Raw genomic sequence first — 22,474 nt, forward strand, 5'->3', positions numbered from 1 at the left:
CGAGAGGCCCAGTCAATGGCGACATCCGGGCGCTCGGCACTCATCAATGCCTGGTGAAACGGGGCGAGTTCCGGCCTGCGCGATCTTGGACCGGCTCACCCAGCTCGGCTTCAGCACCGACTACATGGCCGTGCAACGCGAGGGACTGGTGCTGGCCCGGGCACTGATTCCGGAGATTTGTGGGTGATGAGGTCGGCGAGCCGGTCGGGGTAGAAGTTGCTGACTCCGATGGCCCGGGTGCGGCCGTCCCGGTTGAGGTCCTCCAGGGCCCGCCAGGCGCCGTAGTAGTCACCGAAGGGCTGGTGGAGCAGGTAGAGGTCGAGGCGGTCGAGACCGAGGCGGTCGAGGGAGCGGTCGAAGGCGTGCTTGGCGCTGTCCTGGCCGTAGTCCTGGATCCACAGCTTGGTGGTGATGAACAGTTCGTCGCGGGGGATGCCGCTGGCGGCGACGGCCCGGCCCACGGCCCGTTCGTTCTCGTACGCCGCGGCAGTGTCGAGGAGGCGGTAGCCGGCCTCGAGTGCGGCCTCGACCGCCTGCTGCGTCTGGTCGTCGGGGATCTGGAAGACGCCGAAGCCGAGGAGCGGCATGCGTACGCCGTTGTTGAGGGTGATCTGGGGGATCTGCACGGTCATCGGTAGTGCTTTCTTTTGCTGGTCGGTTGAGGGCTGGGACGGTGTGGGTCAGCGGTGCTTGATGCCGGTCTGGGCGGCGGGGGCGAGGGTGGGTTCGGTGACGGGAGCGTCGCCGAGCGCCCGGTCGACGGCGGCAAGCAGGTCGGCGGAGAGCTCCACGCCCGAGGCGGCGGCGTTGCTGTGCACCTGTTCGGGGCAGGAGGCGCCGGTGATGGCGGAGGCGACTTCGCTGCGGCGCAGGACCCAGGCGAGCGCCAGGGTGGGCATGCTCATCCCGGCCTGTTCTGCGATGGGTAGGAGGCGCTGGACCGCTTCGAGGGTGGCGTCGCTGTAGACGAGGCCCTTCGAGACCCCCGTGTCGGCGGACGCGAAGCGGCTGCCCTCGGGGGCGGGCTGGCCGGGCTTGTACTTGCCGGTCAGGACGCCCTGGGCGAGCGGGGACCAGACGATCTGGGAGATGCCGTTGGCTGCACACAGGCCGAAGACCTTGGCCTCGGGGGCCTGCCACAGCATGGAGTACTGGGGCTGGGAGGAGACGAACAGGTCGGGTCCGGCGATGTCGATCCCGGCCCTGATCTGTTCGGGGGTCCACTCGCTGAAGCCGAGGTAGCGGGCCTTGCCCTGCTCGACGACCTTCTGGAACGCCTCGATGGTGTCCTCGATCGGGACGGCGGGGTCGAAGCGGTGCGCCTGGTACAGGTCGACGTAGTCGGTCTTCAGACGGGCGAGGGAGGCATCGATCTGCTTGGCGATCTGCGCCGGAGACAGACCCTGGTCGGCCGGGTCGTCGGACATCGGGCCCCACACTTTCGTGGCCAGGATGTAGGAGTCACGCGGGTGGGCGGAGAGGATCTCGCCCCAGGCCGACTCCGCGGCGCCTTGTCCGTAGACGTTGGCGGTGTCAAAGAAGTTGATGCCCACGTCGAACGCCGCCTCGGTGCAGGCGCGGGTCTGGTCGGCCTCGATGCCGCCGGAGTAAGTGAGCCAGGAACCCAGGGAGATCTCCGAGACCTGCAGGTTCGAGCTGCCGAGTGTGCGGTAGCGCATGGTCGCTCCTTGCGTCAGTAACAGTTGGTCGTTTCGCGGTGATATGCAGCAGGCCAGCGGGGGATCGCTGCCAGCCGCAGGGCGGGGTGGAGGATGCCGCTGTCGGCCGGGGTGGTAGCCGTGCCTGGGGTGACGACCTCGACGGTGCGGTCCGGAACCAGCCTCACGTCGGCGGCGGACAGCTGCGACTCCAGGTGGGCCACCACATTGCGCGTGCCGAAGGTGGGCGTCGTGACCGCGGGCGGATCGAGGTGTCGGATGCCGACCGGATAGCGTCCGGCATCCCCATCAGCTTCGGGATGCTGCCGCCTTGCGGTGAGGGGCGGCCAGCAGGCCGAGGGGCAGCAGAGCCGCGAGGGCAAAGGCGAAGCCGACCAGCGACGGGCCCTGCAGGCCCAGGCGGGAGGTCATAGCGATGCCGCCGATCCAGGACCCCGTGGCGATGCCGATCTGGAAGGCGGACGTGGCCAGGGCCATGGGCAGGGACCGGCCGGCTCCGGCGATGTGGACGACCTCGCCGACCACGATGGGGTTGCAGGCGAAGCCGGCTGCGCCGAGCAGCACGACCAGGACGACAGCCAGGACGCTGTTGGTCGCCCACAGAGTGATGGCGCCCAGGATCGCAGCCGTGACTGCGGTGGCCGGGATCAGCGTGGTGTACGGGCGACGGTCGCCGAGGCGCCCGCCGACCGTGGTGCCGGCCAGCGCGCCGATGCCGAAGCCGAGCATCGCCAGCGGCACCACGGCCGCTGCGAGGTGGGCCCGCTCGGTGAGCAGCGGGGCGACGTAGCTGTAGGCGCCCATGATGCCGGCCTGGATGAGCGCGGTGGCCAGGTAGACCAGCCACAGGCGCGGATGCTTGAGCGCGGCTGTCTCGGCGCGCAGGGAGGTGTCGGCACGTGTGGTGTCGGCGGGCACCCGGCGGCCCACCACTACGGCGGCAGCCATGGCGAAAACAGCGAGCATCCAGAAGGGGGACTGCCAGCCGCCCAGCTGGCCGGCTGCCGTACCGAGCGGGACGCCGACGATGTTGGCGAGGGTGATGCCGCCGACCATGACGCCGGTGGCGCGTGTGCTGGCCGCCGGTCCGGCGGCCGCGGTCGCCACGACCGCGCCCACGGCCCAGAAGGTGCCGTTGCCCAGCGCTGCAAGGACCCGGCCGACGAGCGCGAGCCCCATGTCGGAGCTGAGTGCGCTGACGACGTGACCTGCGGCGAAGACCAGCAGCGCGACGATCAGGGTCGAGCGACGCGGCAGGCGCTGGGTCGCTATGGACATCACCGGCGCGCCGATCATCATGGCGACAGCGAAAGCGGTGATCAGCATCCCGGCGCTGGAGACGGTGACGCCGAGGGTGCTGGAGATCTCCGGCAGCAGGCCGGAGACGACGAACTCGCTGGTGCCCATGATGAAGGCGATGCCGCCCAGCAACCACACCACCGGCGGGAGCTTGACCTTTCCAGTGGTCACGGGGGTACCGCCGTCGTGTTCCGGCGATGCGCCGGCCGGGCGGACGTGCTGGGTGGTGGAGGAAGGGGACGCGGTGGAGGTCACCGAAGTTCCTTTCGATCAGTGCGGCGCGTGCCACGGGCGCTGGATGGCGACCGAGGGAGGCGGACGTGCCGTGAGGACGTACGGGCGGGGGTTTTCGCACCCGCCGAGATCTACGGAACCAGCTGCGGCCTGCGGCAGACAGTCATGCTCGTGAGGGGTAATGGCAGGGACCCTCTCCGGGTCAGGACCCGCGCGAGAGCGCACGGCAGAGCGCAGCCAGGAGACCGTCGCCGCAGAAGCGGCGACGGTCACAAGAGCAGAGGCGGCCGCGGGGCGGTCGGCGCGGGGACGGAGCTGACGTCAGCGCTCGGACTCGGCCTGCTTGGCGGCCGTTTCCTGCTGCTGGGTGGCGGCCCAGCTGGCCAGGAGCTGCAGGGCGTCGGCGGCCGGTGTACCGGGATCGGCGCTGTAGACGGTGAGGGACAGGCCCTCGTCACCGGGCAGGTCCAAGGTCTCGTGGACCAGCTCCATCTCGCCCACCGCCGGGTGCAGGAACCGCTTCGTGCCCTCGGTGAAGACGTGCACGTCATGTGCGCCCCACAGGGTGCGGAAGGCGTCACTGCGGGTGGAGAGCTCACCGACCAGGTTGGACAGCTCGCGGTCGTAGGGGTTCTTGGCAACTTCGACCCGCAGCGCCCCCACGCCTTCGCGTGCCACCCGTTCCCAGTCGGGGTAGAGGCGGGTGGCCCGTGGGTCGAGGAAGACGAACCGGCAGGTGTTGACCGGCTCGGTCTCGAACAGCTCGCAGTGCAAGGCCCGGGCGAGCGGATTGGCGGCCAGGATGTCCATGCGCCGGTTGCGTAGGTACGCGGGCTGGTCGCGCAGGCCCTCAACGATGCGCAGCACGCTGGGCCGCACCGTTGCCTTCTTCGGCCGGCGCTGGCCGCGGGCCGGGCCGGTGCCGGCCGCCCGCGCCAGGGCGTACAGATGGTCCCGCTCGGTGTCGCCCAGGCGCAGAGCCTGGGCGAGGGCGTCCAGGACGCTGTCGGAGACACCGCCAAGGTTCCCGCGCTCCAGACGCGTGTAGTACTCGACGCTCACTCCGGCGAGCATCGCGACCTCGCCCCGGCGCAACCCCGGAACCCGGCGCTGCCCGTACACCGGCAGGCTCGCCTGCTCCGGGGTGATCTTGGCGCGGCGCGATTTCAGAAATGCGCTGACTTCGTCCCGGTTGTCCATACGGCCAGCGTAGGGAGGCGCCGCCGAAGGTGGGGGACCCTGTCGTTACCCCTCACGCCAGAGACTCCCCCGTCCCTTCTCGTCGGGTTCGGATGGATTGACCGGACTTGCCGGCCTCAGGCCGCCACCGGCCTGACGCACGAAGGGACAGGGAAGCATTATGGAGAGGGAAGCACAGGCTGCACGCCTGCCCGGGACCGAGGCCTGCAGGGCGGTCGTCGTCGGCGGCTCCCTGGCCGGGCTGATGACCGGGCTCGCACTGGCCCGCTCCGGGATCGATGTCACCCTGCTGGAGCGGGTGGGCTCCTTCCCTCGCAGCGGAGCTTCGCTGGGAGGGGTGGACGAGCGCCTGCTGATGCGGCTCACCGGCGGCGCCTTCCCGCCACCGGGCTCGGTGGCGGGACGCTCGGTGACCTCAGGCATCCAGCCCTGGGACTTTCTCCACCAGCGGCTACGGGCCGCCGCCGAGGCCGACGAGCGCATCACCGTGCACCATCGCACCCGCGTGATCCGCGTCGGCCAGGACCCCGACGCCGCCTGGGCTGTCACGGAGGACGGCCGCACCTACCGCGGCGAGGTGGTGATCGGCGCCGACGGCCACCGCAGCACGGTCCGAGCCGCCGTCGCCCCCGACAAACCGGACGCCGCCTTCGCCGGCTACCTGATCTGGCTCGGTGTGGCCGACGAGTCCGCGCTCGCACCCGGCCACCGCTACCCCCGCGACTTCGACATCCTCCACGGCGGCGAGGATGTCCTCCTCGGCTACCCTCTCGCGAGCCGCCGCGGCTCCATCCGGCCCGGCTCCCGCCGGATGGGCTGGGCCTGGTACGACGCGAGCCGCACCGACCTCCTGAGACAGACAGGCAGCGTCCGCGGCACCGTCGTCCAGCACTCCCTGCGCGCCGCCGACATCCCCGAAACCACCTTCAAGGAGCTCATGGCCGAGGCCGCCGACCTGTGGCCGGCCCCCTGGCGCGACGCCATCCTCGACAGCCTGGAGCGAAGCGACATCCTCGGCACCCCGATCGCCGAGTACGTCCCCGAACTCCTGATCAACGGACGCGTCGCCCTGGTCGGGGACGCCGCACACGTCCCCACCCCCATGACCGGCTCCGGCTTCGCCGCCGCCATGAAGGACGCCGAGGCCGTCGCCGAGGCCCTCGCATCCGGCCTCCGGCACGGCACTCCCCTGCCCCAGGCCCTCGCCGTCTACGAACGCAAGCGCCTGCCCCAGGTTCGCAGCATGGTCCAGTCCGGACAGCAGTTCAGCCGCTCCTTCGCCGGCCAGCTTGTGTAGGTGCCCACCGGACCTACCATCCGGTGCCAGGAAGATCGACGCTCCGGCACTGACAAGCAGCTTCCGGGAGGCCCGCTCGGTGTTGCAGCCACTCGGCTCCTGCGCCGCGCGAACCTGAGCTTGACGGAGAACTGCGTGAACATGCGGACCTGCCCTCCCCCGGGCTCCGTCACAAGGCACCTGCACGCCTGGACGGCCCGTCCTCATGACTCTTGCTTGGCAGGCCGGGTGAACGGGGGCGAGCCAGACCGATGGGAACTGGCCCAGCTCGCAGCCAGCAACGGACCCCGGCCACCACCGACTGGATCTGCGGCATCACCAGCCTCCGTCAACGGCCGCCGCGCCGGCTGCCCCGGCACCCACGCCCTGGAGCGGACCAGGCCGTACTCGGAAACGTTGTGGTAGTCGCGGTCCATCCCGATCAGCGCGTGCCAGTCCGTGCCCGGTGCCACCTCGCGCCCGTAGGCGGAGGCAACCGTGGACCACCTCACCGGCCGCTCGTCCAGCTCGGCCGGATGCAGGATCCGTGCGTAGGCGGCGTACCCGGGTGCGGCGACGCCTGCCACCGTTCCGAAGTCGCCGTGCCCGGGGGCGCGTCGGGTGACCCAGTGGGCCGGACTGAGATCGGCGCTCTCCACGCGCAGAAGCCCATACCTCTCGGGAGCGGGTTCGCGGTGCACCAGGCCGTAGTCGTTCACCCGGCGCAGTCTGCCTTATCGGAGTCCGGCCTGCAGAGAGCGCAGGACGGCGCCCGCCAACCGAGCCGCGCTGCTGGGTGAACACCGCCCGGTCGAAGCGGAGTTCGGCCAGGTTGTGCGGGCGGATGAACCAGGAGAGGCGCCGCAGTTACCCCACATCATCCCGGCGGCGGAGTCGCTGTCGAACTGGGCGAGCAGTACCCAGTTGCCGGTCTCCTCGTCGAGGGCCGGGTCGCCCGGGCGGCGTCCCCGTCCATGATCATTTCCGCGGACTCGGCCTCCACCGGATTGCGGACCGTGCGGGTATGGCTCTTCTGGCTGGTGGGCCCCGCCGCCGGACTCCCGGCCACGTTGAGGGAGTCCCACGCAGTCCAGGGGTAGAGCTCGACCGATCCACTGCGAGGTGTGATGGAAGCTGCCCGGCTGTGCGGGTCGAGCTTCCGAGGTGTTGTACGAGCGCGATCGTCCCGGCGTGGTCAGGATCGGAGTGATCAGGCGGGCGCAACACAGTGGAATGCCCCGGCTGGCCAGGGAAGGCCAGCCGGGGCCGTATGCAGAGCCAGATGTCCGTGGCAGACGGGTGTGGTCAGCGACGGTGGTGACCGCGGCCCCATGCGCTCGGTGTCGACGGTGCGGCCGCGGGCGTCGCGCAGGGTCGCGGTGGCGGAGTTGTTGTCCCAGACGTAGGCACGGCGGTCGACCAGCCCCGCGGGCGCGGGGAAGGTCCTGTCGACACCGTGTGGGACGAGGACTAGGGTCCCTACTCCCCCGCGGACGCGGGGATGGTCCCCGATGGCGCGACACGGACGAGCAGGACCGATACTTTCTTCACGAGAACCGTATGCCACTTGGGGAGGGGCAACGGGACACCGGCGGCAGCAGCTCTGCAGGCGCGACAATGCAGAGCAACAAGGGACCACAGGGCGGTTCCGCCATACGCAACGGGGGAAGCATGATCTTCATCATTTCCATGGCAGTCGTGTCTGCGGCCGCGATCGGGGGGTGCCTGATCGCGCTGCGACGCAGAGGCGGCTCGGGGGAACGCGGGGCACTGGAGCGTGGGGCAGCGGACCAGGGTCTCGCACAAGGACTGGGCGCGGCGAACGCCAAGAGCCAGAACACGGGGTCCTGGTCCTGAGCTCTGCCGTCACCTACGACCGTCAACGCCCCCGCCACGGCTCGCTGCGGGGGCGTTCTGCCTGGTCGGCGCGGACGGTTTCGAACCGCCGACATCTGCTTCGAAAGTTCGATCGACCTGCCTGACAGCGCATTTGACAGCGTAAGGCCCGGCGACTCACGACCGCCCGGGGCCGTCCCTCTCTGCTGCCGTCGATGTCAGGTGGTGATGTCAAGTTGGATGGCCCTCAGGGAATGTAAAGGCCGAGCTGTTCACGGACGGCGGGAACAACGCGCTGGTTCGCCTGCCCGGTCGACGGTTCTCGGGTGTGATCCAGTGCGACTCGCTGATCATTTGTGAGACGCGGCGTAGCGAGCTCGTGCTGGGTCGGCGGTTCCTCGCCATGCGGGCCAACGGCGCCGCTCTTGGCCAGCGTGATCGGGGCCGGACAGGCTCGGTCGCCGTGCCACGTCCAGATATCGCCGGCGGACCGGGTGCGGCAGGCAGCCGCAAGTGGTTGCGGAGGACGCTCCGTTCAGGTGCGCGGTCCGGCGCCGTGCAGCAGAGTATCGATGATGCGGGCGGCGGCGGTGTCGGTGTCGGTTTGCTCCGAGCCGCTTTGCAGGGACTCCCCGAGGAGCGCGTAGTAGACGCGCTGCACCCACTGGAGGTCGGCTGCCTCGTCGATGAGTTTGTTCGCCCGGGCTCGTTCCAGCACCGCGATGCAACGCCGAGAGATGTCCTGGTGGAGGGCCGCCGCTTCGCTGCCGGGAGCGGCTGGCTGCGCCAGGGCGAATCCCCAGGCGCTCTTTACCTCCAGCACGTTGGCGGTGATCTGGTGCAAGGCTACGAGCGGTGGAGCGGTGTCCGGTCGGCCGTCGTCCACTGCCTGGGCGAGCTGGCGGGCGGCGGACGACGCCAAGGCCTCGACGAGCGCCCGGCGGTGGGCGAATCGCCGGTTGATCGTCGTCCTGGCCACCCCCGCCGCAGATGCGATCTGCTCCATCGAGGCTCCTGGGTCTGCGGAGAGCACGCGTTCAGCCGCCTCCAGGATCGCGCGCACACTGCGCTCCGCGTCTGCTCGCAACGGTCGTGCCGCTGACTCACTCATATGGCTCCTCCACTCATCCACCAGCTCAATCCCTACATGGTACGACGCTGCTGCAATTTTGAGCTAACTGCATCAGTCCTGTTGCAACTAGCCTCTAATGCGGTACTCTCCTGCATCAGTTACTAGCGAAGGAGTCTCGTATGCGTAGTACAGCCCTCGTCACCGGCGCGTCCTCCGGACTTGGTGCGGAGTTCGCCGTGCAGCTCGCAGCCCGCGGGCACGATCTGGTCCTGGTGGCACGTTCTGAGGACAGGCTCGCTGCCCTCGCCGGGCGTTTGAGCGCGGAGTACGGCATTCGCACCCACGTCATGGTCCAGGACCTCGCCGAGCCCGAAGCTGCCCTCCGTATCGCTGACCGGCTGGCCGAGCGCGCCCTGAGGGTCGATCTGCTGGTCAACAACGCAGGGTTCGGCACGTGCGGCCGCTTCGAGACCATCGCCGCGCGCCGCGACCATGACCAGCTGATGGTCAATGTCGTCGCTCTCGTCGACCTCACACACGCGCTGCTGCCCGACATGCTGGAGCGCGGTGCGGGGGCGGTCGTCAACGTCGCCTCCACCGCGGCCTTCCAGCCCGCCCCGTACTTCGCCGTCTACGGTGCGGCCAAGGCCTTCGTGCTCAATTTCGGGCTCGCTCTGCGCCAGGAGTACCGCAAGCGGGGCATCCGTGTCCTCACGGTGTGCCCCGGCCCGGTGGACACTCCCTTCTTCGACACCATCGGCACACGCGACGCGGCCGTGAACGGCTCCCTGAGCACGCCGGAGGCGGTCGTCAGCGCCGCTCTACGTGCTCTGGACCGAAACCGTGGATACCTCGCCCCCGGACTCGGCAACGCCCTGAGCGCGCACCTGCTGCCGCGCCGGCCGCGCACCTTGGTCGCCGCTCTCGCCGAGCGGGTCACGCGCAAGGTTCTCGCCTCGTCGGACACCGCTGACCAGCCCAGGGACTACGCGGCATGAGTTCTTCCTCAGCCCCGGCCGTGGGCGCCGCTGCCGCAATGCTGCTCGTGGGCACCTCGACGGCCGTCTCCGCAACCGTCGCCGACTACCCCGTCCTCGGCGGCCAGGCCCTGCGCTACGCGCTCGCCGCAGCAATCCTCCTCGCCGTCGTACGCCACCAGCGCCTGCCCCGCGTCGGGCTGACACTCCGGGACCTTCTGCTCCTGGCAGCGCTGGCCGCCACTGGGCTGGCGGGCTTCAACATCTTCCTGGTCGAGGCCACCCGGCAGGCGAGCCCCGCCGTGATCGGCACTGTGGTCGGAGCGGTGCCCATCGTCCTTGCCCTGGTCGGACCGCTCACCGAGCACCGGCGGCCCACCACCCGCACGGTTGGCGCCGCAACCATCGTCACTCTCGGCGCCGGCATTGCTGCGGGGTTCGGCGGCGGCAGCCTGCACGGTGTCCTGCTGGCAACGGGCGCACTCGCCGGCGAAGTCGCCTTCTCGCTTCTCGCCCTCCCCCTGCTGCCGAAACTCGGCCCCCTCAAAGTCGCCGCCTACTCCGCAGCACTCTCCGTACCCGTGCTGGTTGCCGCAGGAGTCGTCCTCGACGGCACGAGCGCCCTGCGCCTGCCCACCCCCGCCGAAACGACCGCATTCGCCTACCTCGGCATACTCGTCACAGCCACCGCCTTCTTCCTCTGGTACGACGCGCTGCGCAAGATGGGTGCAGCCCGCGCCGGACTCTTCGCCGGACTTGTCCCGGTGGGCGCCCTGCTCACCACCGCGGTCCTCGGACTCGGTGCAGTGGGGCCCGCAGATGTGACAGGTGCTCTGATCGTCGCAGCGGGCGTCGTTATCGGGATACAGCCGACCCCAACCAGTGGCGCACGCAGAGCAGACAATGCGATCCCTCAGGCGTCAAGGCAAGATCAAGATGGTGCAGGACCCGAGGGGACACCACTCCGCCCAACAGGCCCCTGAACGATTAAGCCGCTGACCGCACGATGCTGCACGACCCCACCGCGACTGCTTTCGCACCTTGCCCGGGCAGCGGCTACCTGTCGTCGACCACGGAGGGCACCTATGATCCCGCCGACCGGCTCGCTACGAGCGCCAAGACCGGTATCGGCGGGGCAGGCGAGACGTAAGCTGCACTCTGCCGCGGGGATTCAGCGCTACTCGGACGGAAGGTGCGTCCCACGCCGGCCGTCGCAGACCGCGGCGAGCGCAGACCGGGCCGGCGGCCGCCGATTCGGGACCAAATAGCGGAAGCCGTCCCCTCGGGCGGCAATCCGTCCCGTGCACCAGTAGCGCTGCTTCTCCCGTCACCCGCACCCGCAGCACGTACGGCCGTCCCGTACCGAGGCCTCAGCCTGCTCGCGTAGATCCGCGTTGGTGACCTCCAGCAGCGACTGTTCGACGGCCCGGCTCAGGGCGTCCGCGGTAGGGCGGCCGGGGTGTTTCAGCAAGGCGCTCGAAGGCTGACAGGTAGGAGGTGCCATAGGTGCCGGTGTTGGTGCTGTCGACTCGTACCGCGTGGCCGTCAGACAGGCCCGCGCCTAAGCGGCTGCAGCCGCCACGAACTGACGTCTGTCCCGGTCACAGGGCCAGGACCCGCCTCTCTGAAGAGCTGATGAATCGATCGGCGCCCCTCTGAAGGCTTGCGGCACCGGGCATGGAAATCTGGCCGCATGGATACGTTCGCGAAACGACTCGACGGTGGGTGGAAGTGGTGGGAGGCAGCCATCGAAGAAGCGCAGGAAGGGCGCTGGGTCCGTGACGCCGTAGAACAGCAAGTGATCAAGGACATCGGGGCCGCCACAAACCCTCTCCATGGTGGGCGGGTGGCCCCGTTCAACGAGGACTCGTGCCACGTACGCATCGGGAGGATTGCGAACTGGGCCGGGGTACTACGGCTCGCTGCCCGGTCAGGCGGGTGGGCTCTCCAACCGGTCGCCGGAGTCCACCCACCGCACCCTGCAGGCATGGCCGAGCTGTTGTCTGGCATCTACGCGGTCGGTGAGCAAGGAGAGATCTGGATGCAGCAGCTCTTGAAGGGCGACCTGCCACCAGAAGAGGAGATCGCGGCGGCCGAAAACTTTCTCACCGGACCGGGGTCCATCGAAGACCTTGAGCTCTTCTTTTACGACTGAATCACCGCTCGGTCGGTGATCGATGTCCAGAAGAGCCGAAATTTTGGTCGTTCACGCGTCCAAGGTGGGGCCACTTCTCACATTCAGATCTTGGTGCTGAGGCCCCTGAACGGAGTTACGGGTTGCCCCGCGATGGGCGGTTGGGCCGTGCTTGGCTGATCGTTCAGCTGGTGGGTGATTCAGTAGGCCGTGGTGTGGGCGAGCACGAGTCCGACGGTCGATTTACGCAGGGCGGCCCAGCTGCTCGGTCAGAGACCAAGCCGGCAATGGCGCGGTGAGTCTCGGCGTACACCTCACGTCGTCCGGTGTACCGCTGGAGCGGGCGCCACTGTCGGTGCTCGGCGTGGGCGTGCTCGACGCAATGTTCAACAACACTGAGCGTCACCGCTCCACAGAAGTGGATCAGAACCAACCTCGGATCAGGCACGAATTACGTGAGGACGGTCAACGGCGTATGACCCCGGTGGCGCAACGTCATCTGGGACCGTGGGCGACGTTCAGGAAGGGGTTATCGGAGAGGTCCTTGTTCGTCGATGAGCACGGTGGGCGTGGACAGGAACACATCGGCGTTCACGGGGCCGTATGCGATGTTGAACGTGTCCAGCCAGTACGACCAGCCCCGGATCCCCAGGGCACTACTGAAGCGGTAGTTGAGCTGCCAGCGCACCCACTGGCCGGGGGCGAGCCGCACTGCCGGGGGCCGTCGTGGCCGGGGCGGCAGGGCAAACAAGGGCTGGACTCGGGGGAAGACCCGCAGTCGTTCGTCGGCTTCCCGGAGCTGGACATCGACTGCGCGGCGGTCTTCCTGGGCGTCGTAGGGCTCGAAGCCGTCACGCTCATGCATGCGAATCACGTGTGCGGAAGTGGTGGTCTCTGCAGACGGGAGAGCGAAGCCGATCGGGGCCGCATTCCTACGCGAGGCACCCTCCCCTCCCCGAGACTCCTTTGTCCAGGACGTCCGTATCCACTGGACGGTGATCTCCATGGCGTACCCCCGCCGAGTCGTCGAGGGAATCACCTTATGCGCCTCCCGGAAATCACCGGACCTGCCTGGCGGTCAGCGTCTGTGCTGACGGGCGGGTGGCGGTGAGAAGGACGCGCTCGCGGAGGAGCGGGAGTTTGGCTCGGCCGAACACCCAGGGTCGCCGCGTCGCGGCCGGGCAGCAGGCCGAGATGCTGGCCGGTCTCGCAGTCGATGAGCACGGTGCCGTAGTGCTGTCCACGGCGGGTGGCGAAGTCATCGACGCCCAACACCTTCGGAACGGTCCAGGCGGGATCGGGTAACGCCATGACCGCCCGCAGCAGTGTCGTTCGGCTCACCCGTATGTGCAGAGCAGCGGCAAGACCGCTCCCAGCCCGACCCGCGAGAGCGACGACGACAGCCTCCAGAACCCGCCGGGCGGCAGGCGTGCGGCGACTGTAGCGAACGGTCAGGCCCTCGACCGAGTGCGGGCCGATCTCCGACCGGTGTGTCGGCCAGACACCTCCCGTACGTGCTGTGCACCCGGCTGGAGAGCACCGCACAACCAGGACAGGCCACCTCAGTCTCCCGGGTTTTCGCCTCCAGCCGCATCACACCGCTCGCGGAGAACACTCGCTCCACCAGCAACTCCCTGAGGTGGGGAAACAGGTCCCCGACCAGTTCGTCACTCCGCACCACGGTCCCAGATGACGTTGCGTCACCGGGGCCGAACGCCGTTGATCGTCCTCACGGAATTCGTGCCTGATCCCCGTTCTCTTGGACAAAGCCAAAATGGGGAAGTCCGGGCGCTCACCACGCAAGAAGCGGTGGTTCACCTGCGGTTATGCGAGGAGCGGCGCGTGGCGGCTGTAACAGATGGCGTCGCAGATGCTGTCGCACATTCGAAGACCTCATCCTTCTGCCAGGCGGCGGAGTATCCGTAGAGCGTCTCTCATGGGGCGTAGTCGTGTGGCAGGTACCGGTAGGGGGACCCCGGTTCGGTCGACGTAGAGGATGGCGTCCATGATCCGGCGCAGATCGTGCTCGGGCGGCCGGCCGATGTCCAGGCCCTTCCCTCTTCGTTCGGCCCGCCAGGCTGTCAGAGCTGGTTCCAGCAGTCCCCAACGGGCATCGGACAGCTCACTCGGGTACTCGTCGAGGACCAGGCGCTGCAGCTCGGCCCAGGCTCTGGCCTTCGTCCACTCGGTGAATCTGCGGGTGGGCTGTCGCACCGGACGGACATAACGACGCCGTGGGCAACTGCTGCCACGTGCAGCCTGACGTGGCCACGAACACGATCGCCGCCAGGACCTCCCGATCACCGTGACGGCACCGACCGCCACCTTGCGGCGTGACGGCGCCTCCGGCACCACCCGCTGGAACAACTCCTCACATGCGCTGAGACGCCACGCGAGGAGAGCCGAACCCCGGTTCCGGCTTCTCACGCGCCGGTAGCATGAGCACATGAGCACCCTCGTGATCGCGGCCTGGGACCGTATCGAGTCCATGCTGAGTCTCCACTCTCCAGCCACGCCAGTGCCCCGTGGCGCCTCCGACGAACTGATGGCGGAAGCGGAAGCCGCACTCGGGTTCCGTCTCCCCGCCGACCTGCGGACACTGTGGCAGCGATGCGGCGGGACGTTCGGGCCGCTGACACCCGAGGGTGAGGTGCTGCTCGGGGTGCGGCAGACCTTGGAGACCTATGCCCTGCTGAGTGACCCGGGGGTCTGGGAGACGACGTGGATCCCGTTCACCGCCGACGAACCCGATGACCCGTTCAGTGGGACGTTCATCGACGCCGCGACCGGACTAACCGGGTCGTGGAACCGGCAGGACGTCTCGCATCTCTACGACGACGGCAGCACGCTCGCCGGGTATCTGGCCGAGGTGGCCGATGAGCTGCAGGCAGGCCATTGACTACATCGAGCGAACCCCGCCCGTTGCGGAGAAGACTCTGCAACAGGCGGGGTTCGTCGTTTCAGGGCCCCGGTTCCGTAGGGCTCAGTGGCGCGGTGTGCTGAGCTTCGGCGCCGAACGGCTTCTCTGCGGGAAACCGTCAGCCCACCCGTCGCAGATGACCGTTGCCGCACTCCAGTCGCATCCGGCGGCCTTCAGTCCCGTCCAGACGTAGTAGCCGTCAGCGTCCAGCAGCCGGTTCGCCGACGCGAACTGGCCGAACAGGCGCATAGCACCCGAGTTGACCTCCAACGACATCGATGACCGCCCGCACTTGGCCTTCGTCCAGTCCGGTTCGGGGTAGCGCCCGTCGTCGCGGAAGTGCAGCGTGCCGTCGTCGCTCAGGCCCTCGTAGGTCTGCACGCACTCCTCGCCGTTGGCGACGAGGTACGGATTGGCGTTGCCGTCGGGCGTCTTGGGCATGCCACCGGATTCGTAGGTGGCGTTGAAGGCGTACTCGTCACATGACGGCTTGTCCTTCGGGTTGGGGTTGGTCGGCTTGGGTGTCAGCAGATAGTCGAACAGGGCGGTCTTGTCGTGCGGGACGAAACCCGTCGCGCCCGAACGGCCGCAGACGACCTTGCGGTTCTCCTGATCTGACCGGTCGAAGCGGTTGCGCTGCGGCTTCCCCTTCTTGGTCATGGGCAGGTAGTGCAAGGGATTGCTGTAGTCGCCACCTACGTGTCCCGGCAGCTTGGCCGCCATGAGCTCGGCGTGCACGGCCGCAGCGGGGTGTGTGTTCGGGTCAATGACCCATCCGGGGTTGTTGGCCGGGAACACGCATCCTGGGGGCATGTTGTAGATATTCGCCCCGTCGCAGCGGGCCGAGAATGTCCCGTTCTCGAATCTGACGTTCTGCTGCTTGACCCCGTCCAGGCTGGTGTCGATCTGCATGCGGAAGTCGATCGGGAAGGAGCGCTGCCGGTCCTGGTCGTGCGGGCCGCTGGTGTCGAGGTCGTCGAGGGTGCTGTCCCACGTCATCACCGCGGTGCCGGTCTGCTCGTGCGGGTCGGTGGCGTAGGAGCCGTTCCAGGTCATCAGCCCGTCCCAGTCGAACTCGGGGCTGTCGGTGCATCCGAAGTCGCAGGCGGGGTCGAATTTCACCTTGATGCTGCCAGTGACCGGCGGTTCGCTGGGCAGCAGTGGCTGCGGAGTCCACTTCGCCCAGAACTTGATGTCCTTGGACCTGACATCGGTCAGCACCTGCGCCTGGATGTCGAAAACGGCCACGCCCTTCAGCTTGGGCGGCTGGTTGCTGGATATCTCGATGGCCCGGTAGGTGTACCGGTAGCCCAGGCACGCCTCGGTGCGGGTGAAAGTGCCGTCGGCGTCGGGACCCGTCTGCGAGCAGTACGGGATGATCGGCGCGGGGGTCGTATCGGCTCGGGTGCCGGGCGCCTCGCTGGGCCGGACCGCCTTGGCGCCGGGCTTGAGCACCTCTCTCAGTTCGACCTTGGAGCAGATCCGAGTGGCGCCGGAGTCTTCGCACCGCTCCTTGCCGGTTCGGCCGGCCGCCCTACCGTCGGGAGTGGTGACGCTGCCTGCGCGAGCAGGCTCCAGGATGGTGGCGTCGGGGCTCCAGTCGGGAATGAACTGGGGCCCCTCCACCTGCTGCCAGGTACCGCTGCTCTTCTGCGGCTTGGGCAGAGCGATGTCGATGATGTGGTTGCTCCGTCGTGGGCCCGTTCCCGCCCGGAACCCGTAGGCGCGGACCTCACCGACGTTGTCGGCACGGTCGACGGTGCTTGCCTCGACGTAGTGCGAACCCTCGGTACCAGGAGTGACCACGAAGGCTGCGTTGCCGGCTGCTGTCGCGACCGACTGCCAGACGTCCGCACGCAAGGCCGGCGAGGTTTCCGGGTCGTCCATCGAGCCCTCGTCCTCCGTGAGGTCGGCGATGCCGTCCACGCGGTAGCGAACCTCACGGGCACCACCATCGCCGGTTTCGACGTCGAACTGGCCCTCGGTGCCGCTTCCGCCGCCCCACTGCCCTTCGGGGTAGGTGGCGGAGGACATCATCACCGGTTCGCCCGGTGCGGTGGTATCGACGACGAACTGGGTCCAGGGCGACCAGGCGAGATTGTAGTGGGTGCCGTCGTAGGAGTTGGTGCGGAACTTGTACGTCCTGCCGTCCTTCAGCTGACCGGCGGGGACTGTGACGGAGGCCGGCTTGCCGGAGGCGACGAAGTCGGAGACGAGCAGGCCCTCTCCCGAGGATGTGGTGATGGGGAGGTTGGTGGCGGCGTCGTAGACCTGGAAGGTGCCGTTGACGGTGTCGCCGTCGGCGTCGGTGAAAGTGTCCCGCAACGCCGGGGTGGTGGTGTTGACCGCCCACACCCCCGCGTACGACTTGAACGGTGCGCCCGCCTGGCGGTTGGTCCCATCCGAGGGGCGGTAGTTGTAGGTCACCGACAGCTTGGGCTGGTTGGACGCGCTGTTGGCGGAGTTGACGCGCTTCCAGGCCTTGACGTCGTCACTGGCGGCGCGCAGTCCCATGTGGCCTCGGGTGGTTCTGGCGGAGGCCCAGGACTGCACGAGTTCGTCCACGTCGGCGTTGATCCAGCCGTCGGGCTGGGCGGTGCACGACGGGTTTCCCTTGGTCTCTGTGGAGGAATGGTACTGCTTGTTCCACGTCGGCTGTGAGGTCCAGCGTGAAGACGTGGAGGCGGCGGTGGTGTCCCAGACGGTCCAGGACTGCGCGGTGCAGTCGGTGTTGCCCGAGTGGAAGTTGTACAGCGACAGGTTGGTGTCGACGATCAGCGCGTCCTGGATCGGTGTGGTGTCCCACGTGATGAAGGACCGTGCGGTGCGCGCCGTGCCGTTGGAGTTGGTGGTGCCGGGGTTACCGAGGTCGAGTTCGACATCGGTGGACCAGTCGACGGTCTCGCCCTGCTGCACATAGGTGTCGAAGGTGTTCGACAGTGCGGACGTGGACGGGTCGACCGTGACCGGGTACTGCGTATCGGGATCGGCTAGGTAGTCGGCATCCGGGGTGACCAGCAGGTCAACCTCACCGGCGCCCTTGTCCACCACCTGCATGTCGACGCGCACTCTGTTGGTGTGCTCGCCGGATGCCTTGTCGACGGCCGCGTCCCACATCACCGGGGCAGGCATAACGGCGCGCTCAGCGCCGGTCTCGGCGTCGGAGAAGGTGACCGAACCGTCCTTGTTCGCCTTCGCCTTCAGGCCGTCGGCCTTTACCGGCAGGGTGTAGGAGTAGGCACCCGTGGGCCGCTTCCCGATCTCGACGAACTGCTCGAAGCCTGTGCGGGTGGCTTCGACGATGACGTCTGCCCCGGGTACCGCGTTTTTGTAGCGGGCGCGCGTGCCCTTCAGCTCGGGCTCCGGAAGACCGCCCTTCCACTGCAGCGTGACCTTGTCCTCGCCGGTACCGAGGGTGACCAGGTCACGGGCCGCGCCATCGTGTGCTGCGCCCAGCGACTTCGGCAGAGTGCCGCCCTTCCCGGCCAGCCGCAGGCTGTTGGGGTGCGACTTGGGGGCGATGTTCCCGTCCACGCTCTTGACGAGGGTGGCATCCACCTGCCGCCATGTGCCGTTCGCCCATATTCGTTCTGGGCCGGCGGTGAGTTCGGTAGTCAGGGTGGCGTCGGGGTTGGCCACGGTGTAGGTCGTCGGGGTGGTCTCGTCGGTGACAACGACCTTCTCGCCGGTCCGCTTCGCCTCGGTGATCGCCCACGCCTTGGAACCCTTGGCGTGCGCGGCGGCCCACGCCAGATCCGACGCCGCGATGTCCGCCTCGTGCGGCTGAATCGGACCGGAGCTGTGGTCGGGCGCAGGTGCTGCGGTTGCCTGGCCGCCCGGTAAGAGGGCGGCTTCGGCCAGAAGGAGCAGGAGAGCCCCAGCCGTGAGGCCTGTTCGGCGCCGTCCAGCAGGGTGTCTGTGGGAACGCACGGATCCACATATCCTCTCTTTATTCGAACATTCATTCGATCAAGTGTGTGCGGTGAGACCCTACGTTGCGTGTGCGTGTTACGTGAAGACAGTTACGGAAGCCAACTCAATCGTGGTCGTCTGCGCGCGAGTTGCCGCAGTCGACCTTCACCGCAAACGTGTTGTTCGCTACACAGCTGGTCCACACTGTGGGCACAGCCTTCAACTGAGGTAGTCGTCGATCCGTCAGTGACTGTTCTGCCTGCGGCAGCGTCCGGGAACGTCGGGGCGCGCATAATCGCGCCGCCGCGCGACAGTGCTCATCAAGCCAGCGAGCCCAGCACGACGGTCCGAACAGCAGCGTCCGCCTGCTGCGGCCCGCCCAGTGCACCTGTGGCGCCGCCCGATGCATGCGGGATACCCGCCGCACGCGCGCCGGCCGGGGCGCCTCCCCAGCCGAAGCCGCGGCGACATATGGAGTGCCGGAGTGACAGTTCGGCCCTTCAGGAAGCAGGGTCCCCCCGCGACTGCGAAAGCCTGCCCACCCGCTCCGAAGCCGTGATCCACATTGCCATGGCCGACCTCATGACCCGCCGCCTCACCAGCGAGAACACCATCTCCTGGCGCGACCCGAAAACAACCACAGAACATGCCATCTCGGGATGAAACATCGGACGAAAACGCCCTCTCAGTAGTCCAGGTCCAGGCGGACGGCGCCCTTCGCGATCAGGTGGGCGAACCGAAGGGGCCGCTACCGCCAACCTCTGTTCCGTTGGTCCCCGAGGTCGGAGTGGCGCCCGGGCGCCCGAGGCCCCGGACGACCACCTGATTCGGCCGGCTCCGGATGTGCGGGGCAGGTGTCCTCGCGGTCAGGCGACGCCGTGGCGTTGAGCAGCCAGTCGGACCTCGGCGACCGCACCCGGTGGTTCCAACAGCATCGTTCCGGCTTCCTGCCCCAGGTGGTGAATGCGCAGGCGGTAACCGTCGACGATCACCCGGAGCTCGGGCCAGGGGTGCTTCCAAAGCAGCTCGGCGCGTTCCCACATCTCCACGCCGCGTGAGGTGACACGGAGGTGGTACTGCGCCCCTTCGGCGCCAGCGTCGGCTCAGGAACGCGACAGCACACAGCACAGGGATCAGCGCGGCCAGCGTCCAGGTCAGGCCGGCGAACTCGGCGGCCCAACCGATCGCAGCGGGGCCGAACAGTGTCCCCGCGTAGGTGAAGGTGGTGAATCGGGAGATCAACGTCGCGGCTTCCGGCCTGTCCTCCTTCGCCTGCCCGACCGCGCTGCAGGCCAGCGGGATCAGGACCGAGGCGCCCGCGCCCGCGACGGCGAACCCACCGATGGCCGTGACCGGGTTCGGCGAAAGCACCGCCATCGCCAGCCCGCAGGCCGCGACGACGCCGCCGGTGCGAAAAAGGGCCGGGCGCCGTAGCGGAGGGCCAGGCGGTCGCCGATCACTCGGCCGAGCGCCTGAGCACTGGTGTAAGCGGTCACCGCTGTCGCCGCTAGACCGAGCGACGCGCCCCGAGCTCGGAGAGCGTGTGCCTTCTCCAGAAGCCTGCTCAACCGGCCTGGCCTGCGAGCTGCCGGACACGGCCTCGTCCAGAGACCGGCATGGCCGCTCATGAAGGACCCCTGCGGGGCTCCAGGCCCTCGCGCGGCAGCCCCCGACCGACGCGACGCCCCAGGCTCAAGGGAACAATCCCCACAAGCCCAGGGAGAATCGGCCGCGGCAGGCCCCGTCGGGGGCCGGCCAGGGATCATCCCCGCACGCGCGGGGAGCAGCCCGCGGAGCCCAGCTCGACGGGACCATCCCCCACATGCACGGCGAGCAGCCTCCGTGACCTGGAACGCTACCGCGCACCCACCAGCCCCTCCCCACTTGAGGGGTAAACCGGTAGCGGGGGCGCGGTCGTAGCGCTCGGCGTCCAGCCGATCGAAAGGGTGACCGCCCGTCAGCCCATGCGATGTGCCGGAATACAGGCTGATCCGTGGCGGAAACGTTGCGCGAAGCGGCCGAGGGGACCCATGGAAGTCGATACGCTCCCCTTGACTTCGCGGCTTCGGCAGGGGCCGACCTGCCGTAAACAGGGGATGATTCATCATGAGCAGCACACCTTCTGCCAACCTTTTCAAGCCGCTTCAGGAGAGCGATCCTGTGGTTGTGGGCGGATATCGCCTGGCTGCCGTGCTCGGTTCCGGGGGTATGGGCAAGGTGTATCTCTCCTACACGCCGGGCGGCCGTCCCCTTGCGCTCAAGGTGATCCGGCCCGAGTTCAGCGAGGACCCCGAGTTTCGGCGGCGGTTCAAGCAGGAGGTCCAAGCCGCGCAACGGGTGCAGGGTCTGTACACGGCGCCGGTCATCGACTCCGACACCGACGGCGCTCAGCCCTGGCTCGCCACAGCCTATGTGCCGGGCCCTTCCCTCGCGCACGCCGTGGCCCAGCACGGTGGACTGCCTCTGCGCAGCGTACTGTTGCTGACCGTGGGGGTGGCCGAAGCGCTCCATGTGATCCATGGTGCGGGCATCGTCCACCGGGATCTGAAGCCCGCCAATGTGCTCCTGGCCTTCGACGGCCCTCGCGTGATCGACTTCGGCATCGCCCGCGCGGCTGACGCCACCGCGCTGACCGGCACCGGCGTCAGCGTGGGCACCCCGGCGTTCATGGCTCCCGAACAGGCCTCGGCCGGCACGATCACTCCGGCCACCGACATCTTCGCCCTCGGACAGATCACGGCCTTCGCGGCGCTCGGATCTCCCGCTTACGGCGACGGGCCGTCGCACGGGGTGCTCTACCGGATCGTCCACGAGGATCCCGACCTCAGTCAGTTGCCTGCAGAGCTGCTGCCGCTGGTGTCCCGTTGCCTCATCCGCGACCCGGCCGGCAGGCCGAGCCTGACCGAGATCATCGAGCTGTGCCACGAGTTGTCACCCGTCGCTCTGCGCCAGGGTGAGGACTGGCTGCCGCAGGCGGTTGCTGGATCGATCACCGAGAGGCTTCAACTGCCCGAACCGGCGAAAACCCCACCGCCTCCCGCCGCCGCTCCGACGCCGACCGAGTTCTCCCCGCCGGGCGCCCCGTCCACACCGACCGGTTCCACTGTGTCCTCCGCCCCGACCCAGAGCGCGGCCGGACTACCGGGACCGGTGCCTCCGCCGGGCCACCCGATGCGCCCCGGCTACCCCACCCCGGCGCCCGGATCCCCCACGTACTCCCCGCTCGGGCCGGGGTATCAAACACCGCACCCCGTCACTCGGGCTCCCTACATGCCACCGGCCCCTCGGAAGCCGAAGCGAACCGGGCTCATCGTGGCCGCGTCCGTCGTGGGCGCCCTCGTCGTGCTGGGAGTCATCGGGTCTCTTCTGCCTGACGGAGACAACGACAGGAGCAGCGGAGCGAACTCCCCGCGTGGCACCAGCAGTAGCGGGTCGGGGGACGGTGGGTCCTCAGGCGGGAAACAGCCCACGGCAGACCCGAAGCCGGTCTCGTACAGCGGCGTCGATGTGCCAGAAGGCTACAAGATCATGCTTGCCGACAGCCCGCCCCGGCCGCTCGAGAGCGAGGACGCCGCTTACGACGGCGGAGATCTCTACTTCGGCGTCGTGCGCTTCCTGGACGAAGCATCGATCGGCACCGCCAACGGCAAACTAGTCCTGTTGAACAACACGCAGAAGGGTTCCCTGGAAACCTGCCGCACCGAGACGCGCTACGCCAAGGAGATCGGCCTGGATCAGCTGAGCAACGGTTCGGAGATCTGCGTGCTCAGCGATGCCGGCCATGTGGCGGTGGCCACCTACCGAGGGCGGTCGGGCGAGAGCGACCCGGGCTCGTACGTCACCATCGACTTGCGCATCTGGCGCAACGCAGCGGAAGCCAAGGACAACGAGTAGCACTTCGTCAGGTTTTGGGCCAGTTCGGTTGCGGGGTGGGG

At 68.4% G+C, this 22,474-nt stretch carries 15 protein-coding genes and 6 pseudogenes; 9 read left to right on the forward strand and 12 right to left on the reverse strand.

All coding sequences use genetic code 11. From position 1 onward, the window contains the following. Positions 1–179: 179 nt before the first annotated feature. The 5 genes and pseudogenes from OG379_RS00995 to OG379_RS01015 all read right to left on the reverse strand — a co-directional run. Positions 180–620 (reverse strand): annotated as a pseudogene (locus OG379_RS00995) (aldo/keto reductase); the annotation flags it as partial. Positions 621–680: 60 nt separating this feature from the next. After that, positions 681–1,679 carry an aldo/keto reductase family protein gene (locus tag OG379_RS01000; RefSeq protein WP_405658257.1) on the reverse strand — a complete coding sequence of 333 codons (999 nt, stop codon included), beginning with the start codon at positions 1,677–1,679 and terminating at the stop codon, positions 681–683. A 14-nt stretch (positions 1,680–1,693) separates the two neighbouring features. Then, complete coding sequence (locus OG379_RS01005) at positions 1,694–1,882, reverse strand: hypothetical protein (RefSeq protein WP_405658258.1); 189 nt, start codon at positions 1,880–1,882, stop codon at positions 1,694–1,696. Between the two features lie 85 nt (positions 1,883–1,967). Beyond that, positions 1,968–3,233 (reverse strand): MFS transporter, encoded by a 1,266-nt coding sequence (locus OG379_RS01010; RefSeq protein ID WP_405658260.1) that lies wholly within the window; start codon positions 3,231–3,233, stop codon positions 1,968–1,970. A 300-nt stretch (positions 3,234–3,533) separates the two neighbouring features. Further along, complete coding sequence (locus OG379_RS01015) at positions 3,534–4,412, reverse strand: helix-turn-helix transcriptional regulator (RefSeq protein WP_405658263.1); 879 nt, start codon at positions 4,410–4,412, stop codon at positions 3,534–3,536. A gap of 160 nt (positions 4,413–4,572) precedes the next feature. On the opposite strand from OG379_RS01015, the gene OG379_RS01020 reads away from it, so the two are divergent. The 3 genes and pseudogenes from OG379_RS01020 to OG379_RS01030 form a co-directional block, all read left to right on the forward strand. Further along, positions 4,573–5,709, forward strand: a complete 1,137-nt coding sequence (locus tag OG379_RS01020; protein WP_405658265.1) for an FAD-dependent monooxygenase — start codon at positions 4,573–4,575, stop codon at positions 5,707–5,709. A gap of 1,668 nt (positions 5,710–7,377) precedes the next feature. Continuing rightward, the gene (locus tag OG379_RS01025; RefSeq protein WP_405658267.1) at positions 7,378–7,545 is read left to right on the forward strand and encodes a hypothetical protein; all 168 of its coding nucleotides are present in this window, start codon (positions 7,378–7,380) and stop codon (positions 7,543–7,545) included. A gap of 247 nt (positions 7,546–7,792) precedes the next feature. After that, positions 7,793–7,894: pseudogene (locus OG379_RS01030) on the forward strand (DUF6959 family protein); the annotation flags it as partial. 165 nt (positions 7,895–8,059) lie between these two features. On the opposite strand, the gene OG379_RS01035 reads toward OG379_RS01030, so the two are convergent. Beyond that, positions 8,060–8,635 carry a TetR/AcrR family transcriptional regulator gene (locus tag OG379_RS01035; RefSeq protein WP_405658269.1) on the reverse strand — a complete coding sequence of 192 codons (576 nt, stop codon included), beginning with the start codon at positions 8,633–8,635 and terminating at the stop codon, positions 8,060–8,062. A 140-nt stretch (positions 8,636–8,775) separates the two neighbouring features. Here OG379_RS01035 and OG379_RS01040 point away from each other — a divergent pair, with 140 nt between their 5' ends. The 3 genes from OG379_RS01040 to OG379_RS01050 all read left to right on the forward strand — a co-directional run bounded on the left by OG379_RS01040 (position 8,776) and on the right by OG379_RS01050 (position 11,728). Then, the gene (locus OG379_RS01040; protein ID WP_405658271.1) at positions 8,776–9,594 is read left to right on the forward strand and encodes an SDR family NAD(P)-dependent oxidoreductase; all 819 of its coding nucleotides are present in this window, start codon (positions 8,776–8,778) and stop codon (positions 9,592–9,594) included. Next, complete coding sequence (locus OG379_RS01045) at positions 9,591–10,556, forward strand: EamA family transporter (RefSeq protein WP_405658273.1); 966 nt, start codon at positions 9,591–9,593, stop codon at positions 10,554–10,556. The genes OG379_RS01040 and OG379_RS01045 overlap by 4 nt, the downstream gene beginning before the upstream one ends. Before the next feature lie 1,004 nt (positions 10,557–11,560). After that, a complete protein-coding gene (locus tag OG379_RS01050; protein WP_405658276.1) occupies positions 11,561–11,728 on the forward strand; it encodes a hypothetical protein in 168 nt (55 codons plus the stop codon). Positions 11,729–11,972: 244 nt separating this feature from the next. Here OG379_RS01050 and OG379_RS01055 read toward each other — a convergent pair. From OG379_RS01055 to OG379_RS01065, 3 genes and pseudogenes are all read right to left on the reverse strand, one after another. Next, positions 11,973–12,086 (reverse strand): annotated as a pseudogene (locus OG379_RS01055) (IS5/IS1182 family transposase); the annotation flags it as partial. 150 nt (positions 12,087–12,236) lie between these two features. Further along, complete coding sequence (locus tag OG379_RS01060) at positions 12,237–12,713, reverse strand: hypothetical protein (RefSeq protein ID WP_405658278.1); 477 nt, start codon at positions 12,711–12,713, stop codon at positions 12,237–12,239. Positions 12,714–13,644: 931 nt separating this feature from the next. Next, positions 13,645–14,074 (reverse strand): annotated as a pseudogene (locus OG379_RS01065) (transposase); the annotation flags it as partial. A gap of 79 nt (positions 14,075–14,153) precedes the next feature. Here OG379_RS01065 and OG379_RS01070 point away from each other — a divergent pair. Then, entirely contained in the window at positions 14,154–14,606 is a 453-nt protein-coding gene (locus OG379_RS01070; RefSeq protein ID WP_405658280.1) for an SMI1/KNR4 family protein, read from the forward strand. A gap of 84 nt (positions 14,607–14,690) precedes the next feature. On the opposite strand, the gene OG379_RS01075 is transcribed toward OG379_RS01070, so the two are convergent. Further along, positions 14,691–18,380 (reverse strand): DNRLRE domain-containing protein, encoded by a 3,690-nt coding sequence (locus OG379_RS01075; protein WP_405668359.1) that lies wholly within the window; start codon positions 18,378–18,380, stop codon positions 14,691–14,693. Positions 18,381–19,058: 678 nt separating this feature from the next. On the opposite strand from OG379_RS01075, the pseudogene OG379_RS01080 reads away from it, so the two are divergent. Next, positions 19,059–19,202: pseudogene (locus OG379_RS01080) on the forward strand (IS5/IS1182 family transposase); the annotation flags it as partial. A gap of 203 nt (positions 19,203–19,405) precedes the next feature. Here OG379_RS01080 and OG379_RS01085 read toward each other — a convergent pair. Together OG379_RS01085 and OG379_RS01090 are read right to left on the reverse strand one after the other, a co-directional pair. Beyond that, positions 19,406–19,588 (reverse strand): hypothetical protein, encoded by a 183-nt coding sequence (locus tag OG379_RS01085; RefSeq protein WP_405668831.1) that lies wholly within the window; start codon positions 19,586–19,588, stop codon positions 19,406–19,408. A gap of 76 nt (positions 19,589–19,664) precedes the next feature. After that, positions 19,665–19,916: pseudogene (locus OG379_RS01090) on the reverse strand (hypothetical protein); the annotation flags it as partial. A gap of 729 nt (positions 19,917–20,645) precedes the next feature. Here OG379_RS01090 and OG379_RS01095 point away from each other — a divergent pair. Beyond that, positions 20,646–22,433 (forward strand): serine/threonine-protein kinase, encoded by a 1,788-nt coding sequence (locus OG379_RS01095; RefSeq protein ID WP_405658282.1) that lies wholly within the window; start codon positions 20,646–20,648, stop codon positions 22,431–22,433. Positions 22,434–22,474: the final 41 nt, after the last annotated feature.

This window comes from Streptomyces sp. NBC_01166 (assembly GCF_045039765.1).
In the GTDB taxonomy this organism is placed as follows: Bacteria; Actinomycetota; Actinomycetes; order Streptomycetales; family Streptomycetaceae; genus Streptomyces.